The organism is Pseudoalteromonas sp. SR45-6, from assembly GCF_014163545.1.
Classification (GTDB): Bacteria; Pseudomonadota; Gammaproteobacteria; order Enterobacterales; family Alteromonadaceae; genus Pseudoalteromonas; species Pseudoalteromonas rhizosphaerae.
This window is the reverse complement of the sequence record NZ_JACJDM010000039.1, coordinates 1-13723: the sequence shown is the minus strand read 5'-3', so window position 1 is coordinate 13723 and position 13723 is coordinate 1. Positions and strand designations below refer to the sequence as shown.

The following is a 13723-nucleotide window of genomic DNA, read 5'->3' as shown; positions in this document are numbered from 1 at the left end:
ATGACCATCGCTAAAATCACATGAGCCTTGCTGAGCAGTTTACAGCCCTAGATAACTTATTACATAGTACTCGCCACTATTGGCAATGCACTGCATTCGATTTTGATCAGCTGCCATGGCCTGAATTAGAACAACCATTAACGCTGTTGAGCGATCAACAAGTTGCTGAACTCGATAGCAATCAAGATGCCTTGTATCAATTTTTTAGCCCGTATATTCCCGTAGTCAATAACTTAGCTACATTGTGTGACTTACCTCAAGCCTCCACTACGCGTTGCGAATATCCGTTTTGGATCAGCAATGGTATTAAAGGGCGCAAGTTTGCACAGCTGCAAGATTTTGTCTGTGCGCTTGGCCAAGAATCACAATTACCTGTATTAGAATGGTGTGCAGGGAAAGGCCATTTAGGACGTATGCTGGCATTTAACCGTGCGCCGAGTGTGCACAGCATCGAACTGCAACAACATTTATGTGAACAAGGTCAGCAAAGTGCTCTGCAACAAGGGTTAGCCATGCACTTTAGCCAAGCAGATGTACTTAAAGATGATGTAACTGAGTATTTTCAACAAGCACAACATGCCGTAGCGCTGCATGCTTGCGGAGCGTTACATCAGACGTTTATGAGTAACGCGGCTAGCGCGCAAACGCAAAAAATCAGTCTATCGCCGTGTTGCTATCACTTATTCACCCCGAATGATTATCAAGCTATGAGCGATGCCGGTAAGCGTAGTCAACTGCAGTTAACGCATCGTGATTTAAAATTAGCACTACAAGAGACGGTGACAGCGCCTTCTCGGGTAGATAAAGTTCGTAAAACTGAAGTGCAATGGCGATTGGGTTTTGATGCTTTACGCAAAAGTCTCACCAGCGAACAAAACTACGTCAGTGTGCCCTCAGTTAACAAAGCTATTTTTTCAGATTCATTTAAAGCTTTTTGTGCATGGGCCGCGGAGAAAAAGGCGCTAGATATACCGCAAGGTATTGATTATGAATCCTTTTTAAAAAAAGGCGAAATGCGCAAAAAAGTCACTGAACGTATCGAACTGGTCCGTCATGTGTTTAGAAGAGCAATTGAGGTTTGGCTTGTGCTCGATCGTGCTTTATATTTGCAACAACAAGGTTATCAAGTCAGTGTGCAGACGTTTTGCGAAAAACAATTAACGCCACGTAATATCTTGATCCAAGCTACCGTCAAAGACAGAAAAGAGATGTAATGAGAAAATTAAAAAACTTATTTGAAAACAATAAACGCTGGGCTGAACGAACGTGTAAAGATGATCCAGAATTTTTTAAAATTCTATCCATGCAGCAAAACCCAGAATACCTGTGGATTGGTTGTTCGGACTCTCGCGTACCGGCTAATGAAATCGTTGATCTAATGCCGGGTGAGCTATTTGTTCATCGTAATGTGGCGAATGTGGTGGTGCATACCGATCATAACTGCTTATCAGTGATGCAGTACGCCGTTGAAGTGTTAAAAGTTAAACATATCATGGTTGTTGGTCACTATGGCTGTGGTGGTGTTCAGGCAGTACTCAAAGATGCTAAGTTTGGTTTAATTGATAACTGGCTTCGTCACGTCGGTGATGTAAAAGAAAAATACACCTCAAAGATCAATGCACTCGCAGAAAAAGATCGTCTCAATAGCTTGATTGAATTGAATGTGATTGAGCAAGTACGCAATGTATGCCGTACTAATATCGTCCAAGAAGCATGGCAGCGTGGTCAGGAGTTAACTATTCATGGTTGGGTTTATGGTCTAGCAAACGGTCACTTACACGACTTAGAGTCAGTAGTTACTTGTGCCGATGAAGTTGATGTTAACTATAAAAGTGCTGGGCTTAAAGTGTTTGAACGTTACGTAGTAGAATAAGCACGTAACCTAAGCACTGCGTCTTATCTGGGCGCGGGCTAACTTCAGTAATTGTAATCTTAGTTTAAAGGCTAAGTCGATGTGTTTTTTGTGTGATGAAAACACCCTCTATACTTTCGGTGTTTTTCGCTTGCGATATTGCCGTGGTGTTTCAAAAGTAAAATTATGAAAGGCATGACAAAAGTGAGCATGATCATAATAGCCACATTGCAAGGCTATATCTGTTATCGGTGTTTGGCTGTCAGCTAGAAGCGTGCGTGCGGCTTTTAGTCGGTAAAATTGCTGTAATTGAGCTGGACTAACCCCGGCTTCTTTTTTCAAGCGACGCTCAAGAGTACGACGTGTCAAGCCAAGTTGCTTGCCTACACAGCTGGTGGAATTATTGAGTTGAATAAGCTGCTTGATCACTTTAATTGTATTGCTTGTTACGAGTTGATTGCTAATTGCTTGGCTGAGTAACCACTGCTCGAGTAAATACAGTTGGCTGGTTAGTGGACTGCTTTGCATTTGTTCAACACATGCTATTAAACTGTGATACCAGCTTGGGGTAAAATCTTCCCCGAGTAGATAATTTCCTTCAGCTAATTCGTGTAGCGTTATACCTAATAAGTGATAAGCACCAGTAGGCGCAAAACGAATACTAACTAAATAATCCTGATTGCTGAAAGTTATTGCCTGCGTTTGACGATTAAATGCGAAGGTAATAACGGGTGTCGCGTTGCTAAAATCAATTGTTAGGCTTGCGCCAGCATCAGGGTAGAGCTTTTCTGTAAATAACTGTGTTGTTTGTGTAGTGGTTGAACCTATTTTCCAATAACACTGCACCCAATCAGCTAAGCGTTGATCGGGTGCGAATTTTTGAAAGCTCAAATGGGGCAATGGATCATTTACTAATAAAATGGCCATGGTGTTAACCTGACTTATACCGTCGCAATAGCGATTTCTTCTTCGCGTAAAGTCAGTACTTCATAGCCGTCAGCGGTGACGACTATGGTGTGCTCCCACTGCGCAGAAAGCTTTTTATCACGAGTAACCACAGTCCAGCCATCCGGTTTAGTTTTTACTTTTGCCGCCCCTTGGTTGATCATCGGCTCAATGGTAAAGGTCATGCCTTCTTTAAGTTCAATGCCGGTATTGCGTTTACCATAATGTAAAACTTGCGGCTCTTCGTGCATTTTCTCACCAATACCATGTCCGCAGTATTCACGTACAACGCTATAGCCATTAGTATGGGCAAAATTAGCGATAGCGTTGCCAATATCGCCTAACCTCACTCCCGGTTTTACGAGCTTGATGCCTTGCCACATTGCTTGATAAGTTTTTTCGACTAAGCGCTTGGCCAGCGGTGACACTTCACCAAGCATATACATTTTACTTGAATCGGCAATAAAGCCATTTTTCTCAAGGGTAATATCTAAATTGACGATATCGCCTGATTTTAACGCGCGTTTAGGGTCTGGAAAACCATGACAGACTACTTCATTTACTGAGCTGTTTAACACATAAGGATAATCGTACTGGCCTTTGCTGGCAGGACGCGCAGCAAGCTCATCAACAATATAGCGCTCTACTAAATCATTGATCTCCATGGTGGTGATGCCGATTTTGACCTGTTTATCTAAATAGGCAAATACCTTTGCCAGTAGGCGACCAGACTCACGCATTAGCTCTATTTGTGCGGGAGTTTTAATAATTATTTCACTCATGCAAAGATTCTCCTGCTGTTACATCGGCTTGTGCAAGTTGCTGTTTGATTATTTCGGCGTAGGTCATGGTTGGATTAAGCTCAGCTAGCATGCCTATCTTTATCCAGTATTCAGATTGAGAGTTTATAGAACGTACCATAGTGGTACTGGCTTTGCGGATCTCTTCGTGCAGTTGGTCGCTGATTTTTACGATACCCATAACAGTGCCTATATATAAAACGTATACGTATCGTATATAGATGTTGATCTGTATGCAAGGCGTAAAACAAATCAAGCAGCCGAAGCTGCCTGAAGTAATAACTAAAACGGTATTATTCTGGTTGCTCGCTTTGCTTATTGCTACTGAGTTGTTGCTCAAGTAGTGCAACTTTCGCTTCTAATGCAACGAGCTTTTCGCGGGTGCGAATTAGTACTTGGCTTTGTACATCAAATTCTTCACGGCTGACAAAGTCCATCTCAGCAAGCTTATTTTGAATAGCTTGTTTGGTTTTCGCTTCAAACGTATCGGCAAGGTTTTTAACGCCTTGCGGCATGTTACTGGAAATCTGTTTGGCAATTTCTTCAAGTTTTGCTGGGTTGATCATGTCTGTCCCTTACTGTCGCGTAAATGATAATGGCTAATGTTACCTTATTGGCTAGGCGTATTGTAGTGATTACGTTAAAATTGCCCGTCTTTAATGCAATCTCTTTGGTCGATATGAAACTCAATCCTAAACAAGATGAAGCGGTAAAATATATTAGTGGTCCATGCCTAGTGCTGGCGGGGGCGGGATCAGGAAAAACTCGTGTAATTACTAATAAAATCGCTTACTTAGTACAAAAATGTGAGTATCAAGCACGTAATATTGCCGCGGTGACCTTTACTAATAAAGCGGCGAAAGAGATGCGCGAGCGAGTTTTTCAAACGTTAGGTAAAAAAGAGTCAAAAGGCTTGTGGGTATCTACCTTTCATACCTTAGGCCTTGAGATCATTAAAAAAGAACTAACAACGCTGGGTTTTAAACCTGGCTTTTCATTATTTGATGATCAAGATACTGGGCAATTAATTGCTGACTTAACTGAAGAAGAGCTAAAAAAAGACAAAGATTTACTCAATCTATTAAAAATGCAAATAGGCAGCTGGAAGAACGAGCTTATTTTACCAGAGCAAGCGATTCGCGAAGCGCGAGAGCCACAAAAAGCGCTATTTGCGCAATTGTATGCGCGTTATCAAACCCAGTTACGCGCCTATAATGCTTTGGATTTTGATGACTTGATCATGATCCCCACCTTATTACTGATCAATAATGCAACCTCGCGTGAGCGTTGGCAACAACGTTTCCGTTACCTGCTGGTGGATGAATATCAAGATACCAATACCAGTCAATATCAATTAGTTAAGTTGCTTGTGGGTGAGCGTGCGCGTTTTACCGTGGTAGGTGATGACGACCAATCAATCTATTCATGGCGCGGTGCTCGACCACAAAACTTAGTGTTATTAAGCAAAGACTTTCCAGGTTTACGGCTCATTAAGCTTGAGCAAAACTATCGCAGTGTGAAGCGTATTTTAAAAGCTGCTAATATCTTGATTGCCAATAACCCTCATGAATTTGATAAAAAACTGTTTAGTGAGTTAGAAAATGGCGAGCCGATCAAAGTGATTGGCTGTCGTGATGAAGAGCATGAATCAGAGCGGGTCGTCGCCGAGATCATCTCGCATAAATTTATGAAGCGCACCAGTTATAAAGATTACGCTATTTTATACCGTGGTAATCACCAAGCGCGTGGCTTTGAAAAGTCGTTAATGAGTAACCGAATACCTTACAAGATCAGTGGCGGAATGTCGTTTTTCTCACGCTCTGAGATCAAAGATATAATGGCGTACTTGCGCTTATTGGTGAATCAAGATGACGATAATGCGTTTCTACGTATTGTGAATACTCCGCGCCGTGAAATAGGCACAGTTACGCTGGAAAAGTTGGGTACCTTAGCCAATGAAAAACATGCCAGTTTATTTGCCACCTGTTTTGATAACGACTTAGGTTATCGCTTAAAAGGTCGTGGTTTAAACTCGTTGGCCGGATTTGCACGTTGGGTAGTTGAGCTGTCAGATAATGCGGTACGTGGTGATACCCTTGAAGCGGTAAAAGATTTAGTCAGACAAATAAATTACGAAGCTTATTTATACGAGTCATCACCGAGTGCGAAAGCCGCAGAAATGCGCATGAAGAATGTTTCTGAGTTGTACCGTTGGATCACAGATATGCTCACAGGTGATGCGGATAATCCGCCGTTGACGCTTGCTGAAGTGGTGAGTAAGTTAACGTTGCGTGACATGTTAGAACGTAACGAAGAAGAAGATGAAGCCGATGCGGTGCAATTACTCACGTTACATGCCTCTAAAGGCTTGGAGTATCCTTACGTATTTATGGTCGGCATGGAAGAGGGCTTATTACCGCATCAAGTAAGTATTGATGAAGAAAACGTTGATGAAGAGCGTCGCTTAGCCTATGTGGGGATCACTCGTGCTCAGCAAGAGCTGACCATGACCTATGCAAAAATTCGTCGTCAATTTGGCGAAACATCACAAACCGAGTTGAGCCGCTTTATACAAGAGCTACCGCAAGATGATTTAGCATTTGAAAATAAAAAAGCGCCAAATACGCAAGCCGAACGAATGGAAAAGGGCCAAGCCAGAGTCGCTAATTTACGTGCCATGCTGAAAAAGCCTGAGTAGTTCATCTAAACTGCGGATAATAAACTGGTTATCCGCGACGCATATCGTTAATTTAAAATTTGCTCGTTCGAAGAGTCAGCTGGGAGTGTTGCTGTGGAACTAATTGCATGCTGCCTACCAATAAATAGCGATAAACCATGAGTGTCGAGTAAGGCTCTATAATTTAATATTGAAGGGCCTTTCGCGATTACTTTTATTTGTTTTATCTTAGTTATTGCTAGTACACCTTGTAGTTGTAAATCAAAGCTTTGTTGTTGTAACACTCGCTTACTAAAGGTAGAGCTAAGTAATAAATAATCGAAATTAAGATCGCAAAGTAAATTAAGTTCGCAGCGATCTTTAGCAAAATCATTTAAGCCAATCGAATAGCCTTGTTCACTTAGCATTTTTAAATTACTAATTTGCCCCCCTGAAGCGTAACGGATCTCTTGTTCGTTAAATAATAAACAAATTTGTTTTGTTATGCTGTGCTTTTGCATTGTTAAGCATAACGCCTGAAATTCATTTTTCTCCAGTAATAAACCCGAGCAAGGGAATAACACCATTTGCAGTTGTGCCGTTTTGATCTGCTGGCACGCCTTGGTTAATAACTGTAATTCCACTTCCAGCTGTTGTGCTTTATCAGCGGCAAACTTCTTTAATATTTCAAAACTGGTGCTGCCAAGTACTGGGTGTTCGCCAAATGCCTCAAGCAATGATTCTGATTGATGCTGTTCATCAAGTGTAATAATTTCAGAGCAGCGAAAATGCATTGGTAAAGAGTCTAAGTGATGACTGGTTTCCAACTCATATGGGCTTGTGCCGGCACTAAGCAGTGGATGGTAAAACTCAAACCGGCTGCGACCAGCATTTTTTGCATAATACATGGCAGCATCAGCATCACGAATAATTTCATCCGTGTGCTTGTAGTTTGTTTTTGAGTAGGTAATACCGACACTGGCACCACTTTGTACACAAATACCTTTCATACAAAATGGTTTTTTCATCAGTTCAATTAATCGCTTAGCAACATCTTCTGCTTGTTGGCGATCGGTTAAGTGCGTTAATAAAATTACAAACTCATCGCCACCTAAGCGCGCAAGTAAATCGTGCTCCCGAATACATTGTGAAAAAGACTCACTGACGCTAATTAAAAACTGATCACCGGCTTGATGACCAAGTTGATCGTTAATATCCTTAAACTTGTCTAAATCAATAAACAGCACAGCAAACTGTTGTTCAGGGTAACGTTGATAATGCTGTAGAGTTTTTTCTAATTGGGTTAAAAACAGACTGCGATTAGGCAAGCCAGTAAGTGGATCGTGGTGGGCATCATGATAAAGCTGTTGCTCTATTTTTTTGCGCTCTTCAATTTGCATTTGTAAATGCATATTGGTTTGGAGGATCTCTTTGGTTTTTTCAGCAACTCGAAACTCTAATTGTTGATGGCTTTGTTTTAAGGCTTGAGCAGCTAAATGTGCTTGTAATACAGTCGCTATTTGATGCGATACAAAGGTAATTAATTCAAAGTCGTCTTGATTAAAAATATGCTTATGATTGTAGGCTTGGCAAGTTATTAAGCCAATCACACCTTGCGCTGTTTTTAATGGCGCACCTAACCAGCTAGTTGCTGAGTTTGAAGTGTTGACTTGCCCTGGTCTTTCTACTTCACCGGATTTGAGCAGTTTTTGTGCTCGGGTACAATCAATGAGTTGAGTTTGTTCGGTACGTAACACTAATTCGCTATAACCTTTGGCGAAAGGGCGCGGTTGAGTGTTATCTCTATATTCATCCACACAGTACGGAAAGTTTAACCAACCCGTTTCGCGATCATACAATGCAATGTATAAATTCTCAGCGTAAGTTATTGATTTTATTATTTCATGTACTTGTTGATATACTTCATCAATATGCTTTGTTTGCGTCGCTAGCTCTGAAATTTTAAACAGAATATGTTGCCGTGCGAGGGTTTTTTTATGTTGTTCTACTTCGAGGTTAAGTGCTTCATTACTTTGCGTTAATGCGCGAGTTCTTATTTTTACTTCAGACTCTAATAGTTCGCGTTTTTTTACCCGCTCGATAGCCGTTGATAAGTAGAGCGACATTACTTCTAATAGCTCGATTTGTTGCTCAGAGTAGTTTTGTTGTTTATCGTAACTTTGTGCGACAAGCACCCCAATAATGCTTTGTTCTCGGTATACCGGCACGCCTACCCAATGTTCTGCTGGTGTGCCAAGTAATTTAAATAACCCCTTGTTGGCAGCAGCCTGCATTTCATCACCTTGGAAGTAGGTGGTTTTACCTTGTTTAAAAACATACCCAGTGACACCTTGGATAAAATTATTATCTTGATTAAGTGGCACAGAGATACCATCTTTTTCATCAGCAAAGTAAGAGAGTTCAAGGGTGTTACTAAATTGATTTAACAGCACCACGTAAAAACTTTTACTTGGCATATAATCTTGCAAAATATCATGAATAGCAGGGTAAAGTAGCGTTAATTCGGCAACAGAACTAGCTTGCTCTGATAATTGGATCAGGGCATTTTGTAAGTGGTGGGATTGCTTATACTTTTGGACTAGAGCTTTTAAACGATTATTTTTATGCTCCAGCTTATGTAGTAAAGCTGTTATATCTTCCAGTGACATTAAACCGATTTTTATTATTGTATATTTATTGGACTTATATTTTCACTTTTTTGCTGAATCGTCAAGCGGCCAATAGTATTAGAAAATGATAATAATAAATAGTGATAAAGGTGTGGGGATATTTATTTTAATAATAAAAAAGGCTGAAAAAAATCAGCCTTAATAAAAAAACAGTACAGAATTAAGTATTATTTTTTGCTCATAAAATCAATAGCTGCGCTTATTTCATCATCTGAGCAATCCATGCATGTACCGCGTGGTGGCATTGCATTAAAACCATTAATTGCATGACTTAATAGAGTGTCAGCGCCTTTCGCTAAGCGTGGAGCCCAGTCATCTGCTGATTTTGGTGCACCAAGTGCGCCAGTACCATGACATGCAAAGCACGCACCTTGGTAAACTTGTTCACCGGTACGAGGACCTGTTGGCACTTCAGCAACTGCTGCTTTATCGCCTTCAAAGTAAACGGCACCTATAGGCGCGATACGTTTTTTGATCGCATCTTCAGTCATAGAGGTATCATATGGCTGTGCGTATGCGGTGGTTGCTAGCAATAATAATGCTGCTGATAGTTTTTTCATTTTGCCTTGCTCACTTCGATTTGAACGTGATCAATCACGATAGATGACGGAATTTAGAACGATTATAACGCTAAGCCGCAATTTATAAAACGCTACGATGTATTTTTCTTATGAAAAAACACTATTTTTTTGCGCCAGCGCAACAAAGCAGCTACTTTAGAATGACTGATTTGCGGTTTTTTTAGCACCTAATTAGCTCATTTTCAAAAGCGCAGCGACTAGTTTTTCAATACCTGCATCAGCATCTAAAATTGATTGCGCTAACATGTAAGCTGGAGTGCTTACGAGTTTATGTTGCTCATCAATTACAATATCATCTACTGCACAATTAATGTGTTGAGCGCCTAAACTTTGTAGTGCGTTGGCAGTATCAACATCATTACCAATAGTGGTTTTTACGCCAGCACTGTAGATCAATGGGATCATTGCTGGAGCAATGCACATATATCCTGCTGGTTTTTTGGCATTCGCAAATGCTTTAGCAGCACGGAGCATTTCAGGGTTTAATTGTGCTTGCGCACCATTGATCGCAAAATCACACAGGTTTTTAGCCGCGCCAAATCCACCAGGCACAATCAAAGCATCAAAGTCATTAGCATCTAACAGTGTTAACGCTTTGATATCGCCACGGGCAATGCGTGCCGCTTCGACTAATACGTTCCGGTTAGGGGTCATTTGTTCCCCATTCAGGTGATTGATCGTGTGCAATTGCTCAATATCAGGGGCAAAACACTGGTAGCTTGCTCCGGCTTTGGCAATATGTAATAACGTTAATACGGCTTCGTTGATTTCTGCACCGTCATAAACTCCACAACCTGCTAAAATTACAGCTATTTTTTTCATATACTATGCCCTTATTTATTATTCATAAAGTCAGTTTAGCATGACTTTTGCTGACTGTTATGGCCTTATTAAGATCATTTTGTGATCATCAATAATGATGAGTTAAAGATTATTTTTATTTGATCAATCCACTCGAGGCAGAGCAAAAACGCGCTATATGCTTTTTTTTAAGTTGGCTAATAGGAAAAAATTATAAAGGATCGCTATGATCTTTGATCCATTGTGATAGAATGCTCGTCCGGTTATTTATAAGGAATGAATTAACCGTTTTTTAGTTGTAAAAAGCCACAATCAAGCAAAGCAATAAAATGTTTTTCCACATTGTGATAAAAATAATAAAAAAAGAACCTCGTATTATCTTTTTAAAACAAAACATACACTTAACTTGTTTCTAAGTAGTTTTAAATTACTTTGGAGGAATAGCTTGTGGGTGTTATCTACATAGTTATCCACAACTTACTCTTATTTAACGGTTTAAACAAAGCTTAATTCACAGTCGTTTTATGCGTGCCCTTATGGCATGCTTACAGATATTTCGTTTTCTCTCATTTAGGATCCAATTACATCATGGCTCAGATCCCTGAAAATCCACTTATTTTAGTCGATGGCTCTTCCTACTTATTCCGTGCATATCATTCACCACCGCATTTAACTAACTCAAAAGGTGAAGCAACAGGCGCTATTTATGGCGTTGTTAACATGATGAAAAGCCTGATCAAACAGTATGATCCAAGCCATATGGTGGTGGTTTTTGATGCTAAAGGTAAAACTTTCCGTAATGATATGTACAGTGAGTACAAAGCCAACCGCCCGCCAATGCCCGATGATTTGCGCACGCAAATAGCGCCACTGCACGATATTATTAGGGCGATGGGTTTTCCGCTTATTAGTATTGAGGGTGTTGAAGCGGATGACGTGATTGGTACATTTGCCCGTATTGCTTCAGAGCAGCAGCGCCATGTATTGATCTCAACCGGTGATAAAGACATGGCTCAGTTAGTGAATGAGCATGTCACTTTGATCAATACCATGACCGACAGTATTTCTGATCCAGACACTGTGGTTGAAAAATTTGGCGTTGGTCCTGAACTGATCATCGATTACTTAGCTTTGATGGGCGATAAAGTAGATAACATCCCAGGTGTCGATGGATGCGGCCCTAAAACGGCGGTTAAGTGGTTACAAAAATACGGATCATTACAAGGTGTGCTTGATCATGCTGATGAGATCAAAGGTAAGATCGGCGAAAAGCTTGCCGCCGCAGTCGATCATTTACCGCTAAGTTATGAACTTGCTACCATTAAATGCGATGTTGAAGTTGAATCAGACTTAGATACCTTTAAATTGCAAGAGCCAAATCGCGATGAACTGATTGCCTTGTATGGCGAGTGTGAGTTCCGTCGCTGGTTAGCTGAGTTATTAGATAATCCAAAAGATGCAGACACTCACTTGGCTGTCCCCAGTGAAGCGAATGAATTACCGCAAGTGGCTGATGCTCACTATGAAACAATCCTGACAACAGAGCAATTAGATACTTTAGTCGAGCAATTAAATGCCGCTGAACTATTTGCCTTTGATACTGAAACAACCAGCCTTGATTACATGCAAGCTAAACTTGTCGGGATGAGTTTTGCTGTTAAAGCTGGCGAAGCCGTGTATTTACCGGTTGCCCATGATTATCCTGGCGCGCCCGAACAGTTAAGTTTAGAGACGGTGATGGCGAAGATCGGGCCAATTTTAGCTGATGAAAACAAAGCAAAAGTTGGTCAAAATTTAAAATATGATAAGAGTGTATTGGCTAATGCCGGTTTTGAGCTAAAGGGTATTAAATTCGATACTATGCTTGAATCTTACGTATTTAATAGTGTTGGTACTCGCCATGATATGGACTCGTTGGCGCTAAAATATTTAGGCCATAAAAATATCAGTTTTGAAGACATTGCTGGTAAAGGTAAAAAGCAGCTGACATTTAATCAAATCGAACTTGATAAAGCGGCACCTTATGCCGCAGAAGATGCGGATATTACGCTTCGTTTACACCAAGTATTATGGCCGAAACTTGCAGCCGATGAAAAGCTTAAATCGGTATTTGAAGATATAGAGATGCCGCTTGTCAGCGTTATTTCAGATATTGAGCGTACCGGTGTTGCGATTGATAGCAAAATGCTTGCCGCGCACAGCCAGCGTTTGGGTGAGCGTTTAATTGAGCTGGAAAAAGAAGCGCATGAGATTGCTGGTGAACCATTTAACTTAAGCTCACCAAAGCAATTACAAGTATTGTTGTTTGAAAAACTTGAACTGCCAGTTATTAAAAAAACGCCAAAAGGCGCACCTTCTACAGCTGAAGAAGTACTACAAGAGTTGGCTCACGATTACCCGCTGCCTAAAGTTATTATTGAGCACCGAGGTTTATCTAAGCTTAAATCAACCTACACTGATAAATTACCACTGATAGTGAATGAGCAAACGAAGCGTGTGCATACTTCTTATCATCAAGCGGTAACGGCAACTGGCCGATTAAGTTCAAGCGATCCTAATCTGCAAAATATTCCTATTCGTTCAGAAGAAGGACGCCGTATTCGTGAGGCTTTTATTGCTGCAGATGGCTATAAAATAGTGGCTGCCGATTACAGCCAAATCGAACTACGTATCATGGCGCACTTATCGCAAGATAAAGGCTTGTTAAATGCGTTTGCCAATGGTCTTGATGTACACAGTGCAACTGCTGCGGAAGTGTTTGGTGTTGAGTTAGAAGATGTAACCACGGATATGCGCCGTAAAGCTAAAGCGGTTAACTTTGGTTTAATTTATGGGATGTCGGCATTTGGTTTGGCACGTCAACTTGATGTTCCGCGCCATGAAGCGCAACATTACATTGATAAGTATTTTGAACGTTTCCCTGGTGTGCTTGAGTACATGGAATCAACCCGTGAGAAAGCTGCTGAAAATGGCTATGTTGAAACTATTTTTGGTCGTCGCTTACATTTACCAGAGATCAACGCCCGTAATGGCGCGCGCCGTAAAGGAGCCGAACGTGCTGCGATTAATGCACCAATGCAAGGCACCGCTGCTGATATCATCAAAAAAGCCATGCTAACAGTCAACAAATGGGTGTATGAACAAGCACCGAATACGGTTAAATTACTGATGCAAGTACACGATGAATTGGTATTTGAAATCAAAACTGAGTGTGTTGAGCAATACACCGCAGAAATTTGCCGGTTAATGTCTGATGCTGCGAAATTAGATGTGCCATTAGTGGTTGAAGCTGATAGCGGAGATAATTGGCAACAAGCCCATTAATCACTGAGCTTTTTAAATCATATAAGCGCGGCTGCATTGAGTGAAGCCGCGCTTTTTTATGTCTGTGAATAGGG

At 40.9% G+C, this 13723-nt stretch carries 11 protein-coding genes; 4 read left to right on the top strand and 7 right to left on the bottom strand.

The window, feature by feature from the left end; translation table 11 throughout:
• Nucleotides 1–20 precede the first annotated feature (20 nt).
• Nucleotides 21–1214 carry a methyltransferase gene (locus H5158_RS15690; protein WP_182717673.1) on the top strand — a complete coding sequence of 398 codons (1194 nt, stop codon included), beginning with the start codon at nt 21–23 and terminating at the stop codon, nt 1212–1214.
• On the top strand, nt 1214–1873 hold the full coding sequence (can, locus tag H5158_RS15685) for a carbonate dehydratase (protein WP_145238393.1): 660 nt from the start codon (nt 1214–1216) through the stop codon (nt 1871–1873). The genes H5158_RS15690 and can overlap by 1 nt, the downstream gene beginning before the upstream one ends.
• Nucleotides 1874–1981: 108 nt before the next feature.
• On the opposite strand, the gene H5158_RS15680 is transcribed toward can, so the two are convergent.
• From H5158_RS15680 to ubiK, 4 genes are all read right to left on the bottom strand, one after another.
• Nucleotides 1982–2779 carry an AraC family transcriptional regulator gene (locus tag H5158_RS15680; RefSeq protein WP_182740393.1) on the bottom strand — a complete coding sequence of 266 codons (798 nt, stop codon included), beginning with the start codon at nt 2777–2779 and terminating at the stop codon, nt 1982–1984.
• Nucleotides 2780–2793: 14 nt separating this feature from the next.
• Nucleotides 2794–3579: a type I methionyl aminopeptidase gene (map, locus tag H5158_RS15675; RefSeq protein ID WP_182740392.1), complete on the bottom strand. Its 786-nt coding sequence runs from the start codon at nt 3577–3579 to the stop codon at nt 2794–2796.
• Complete coding sequence (locus H5158_RS15670) at nt 3572–3778, bottom strand: ParD-like family protein (protein WP_149982600.1); 207 nt, start codon at nt 3776–3778, stop codon at nt 3572–3574. The genes map and H5158_RS15670 overlap by 8 nt, the downstream gene beginning before the upstream one ends.
• Before the next feature lie 112 nt (nt 3779–3890).
• Entirely contained in the window at nt 3891–4163 is a 273-nt protein-coding gene (ubiK, locus tag H5158_RS15665; RefSeq protein WP_145238407.1) for a ubiquinone biosynthesis accessory factor UbiK, read from the bottom strand.
• A 113-nt stretch (nt 4164–4276) separates the two neighbouring features.
• Here ubiK and rep point away from each other — a divergent pair, with 113 nt between their 5' ends.
• Nucleotides 4277–6295 carry a DNA helicase Rep gene (gene rep, locus H5158_RS15660; protein WP_145238754.1) on the top strand — a complete coding sequence of 673 codons (2019 nt, stop codon included), beginning with the start codon at nt 4277–4279 and terminating at the stop codon, nt 6293–6295.
• 47 nt (nt 6296–6342) lie between these two features.
• Here the strand turns inward: rep and H5158_RS15655 are convergent, their stop codons facing one another.
• From H5158_RS15655 to elbB, 3 genes are all read right to left on the bottom strand, one after another.
• Nucleotides 6343–8922, bottom strand: a complete 2580-nt coding sequence (locus H5158_RS15655; RefSeq protein WP_182740391.1) for a diguanylate cyclase domain-containing protein — start codon at nt 8920–8922, stop codon at nt 6343–6345.
• 188 nt (nt 8923–9110) lie between these two features.
• Nucleotides 9111–9503 (bottom strand): cytochrome c5 family protein, encoded by a 393-nt coding sequence (locus H5158_RS15650; RefSeq protein ID WP_182740390.1) that lies wholly within the window; start codon nt 9501–9503, stop codon nt 9111–9113.
• A gap of 192 nt (nt 9504–9695) precedes the next feature.
• Nucleotides 9696–10346: an isoprenoid biosynthesis glyoxalase ElbB gene (elbB, locus tag H5158_RS15645; RefSeq protein WP_149982603.1), complete on the bottom strand. Its 651-nt coding sequence runs from the start codon at nt 10344–10346 to the stop codon at nt 9696–9698.
• Nucleotides 10347–10913: 567 nt separating this feature from the next.
• On the opposite strand from elbB, the gene polA reads away from it, so the two are divergent.
• Nucleotides 10914–13649: a DNA polymerase I gene (gene polA / locus H5158_RS15640; protein WP_182717677.1), complete on the top strand. Its 2736-nt coding sequence runs from the start codon at nt 10914–10916 to the stop codon at nt 13647–13649.
• The last annotated feature ends 74 nt before the right edge of the window (nt 13650–13723 follow it).

Bases quoted from the DNA above. Each gene is read 5' to 3' on its own strand.
- H5158_RS15690 (WP_182717673.1), top strand. From the start codon at position 21: ATGAGCCTTGCTGAGCAGTTTACAGCCCTAGATAACTTATTACATAGT.
- can (WP_145238393.1), top strand. From the start codon at position 1,214: ATGAGAAAATTAAAAAACTTATTTGAAAACAATAAACGCTGGGCTGAA.
- H5158_RS15680 (WP_182740393.1), bottom strand. From the start codon at position 2,779: ATGGCCATTTTATTAGTAAATGATCCATTGCCCCATTTGAGCTTTCAA.
- map (WP_182740392.1), bottom strand. From the start codon at position 3,579: ATGAGTGAAATAATTATTAAAACTCCCGCACAAATAGAGCTAATGCGT.
- H5158_RS15670 (WP_149982600.1), bottom strand. From the start codon at position 3,778: ATGGGTATCGTAAAAATCAGCGACCAACTGCACGAAGAGATCCGCAAA.
- ubiK (WP_145238407.1), bottom strand. From the start codon at position 4,163: ATGATCAACCCAGCAAAACTTGAAGAAATTGCCAAACAGATTTCCAGT.
- rep (WP_145238754.1), top strand. From the start codon at position 4,277: ATGAAACTCAATCCTAAACAAGATGAAGCGGTAAAATATATTAGTGGT.
- H5158_RS15655 (WP_182740391.1), bottom strand. From the start codon at position 8,922: ATGTCACTGGAAGATATAACAGCTTTACTACATAAGCTGGAGCATAAA.
- H5158_RS15650 (WP_182740390.1), bottom strand. From the start codon at position 9,503: ATGAAAAAACTATCAGCAGCATTATTATTGCTAGCAACCACCGCATAC.
- elbB (WP_149982603.1), bottom strand. From the start codon at position 10,346: ATGAAAAAAATAGCTGTAATTTTAGCAGGTTGTGGAGTTTATGACGGT.
- polA (WP_182717677.1), top strand. From the start codon at position 10,914: ATGGCTCAGATCCCTGAAAATCCACTTATTTTAGTCGATGGCTCTTCC.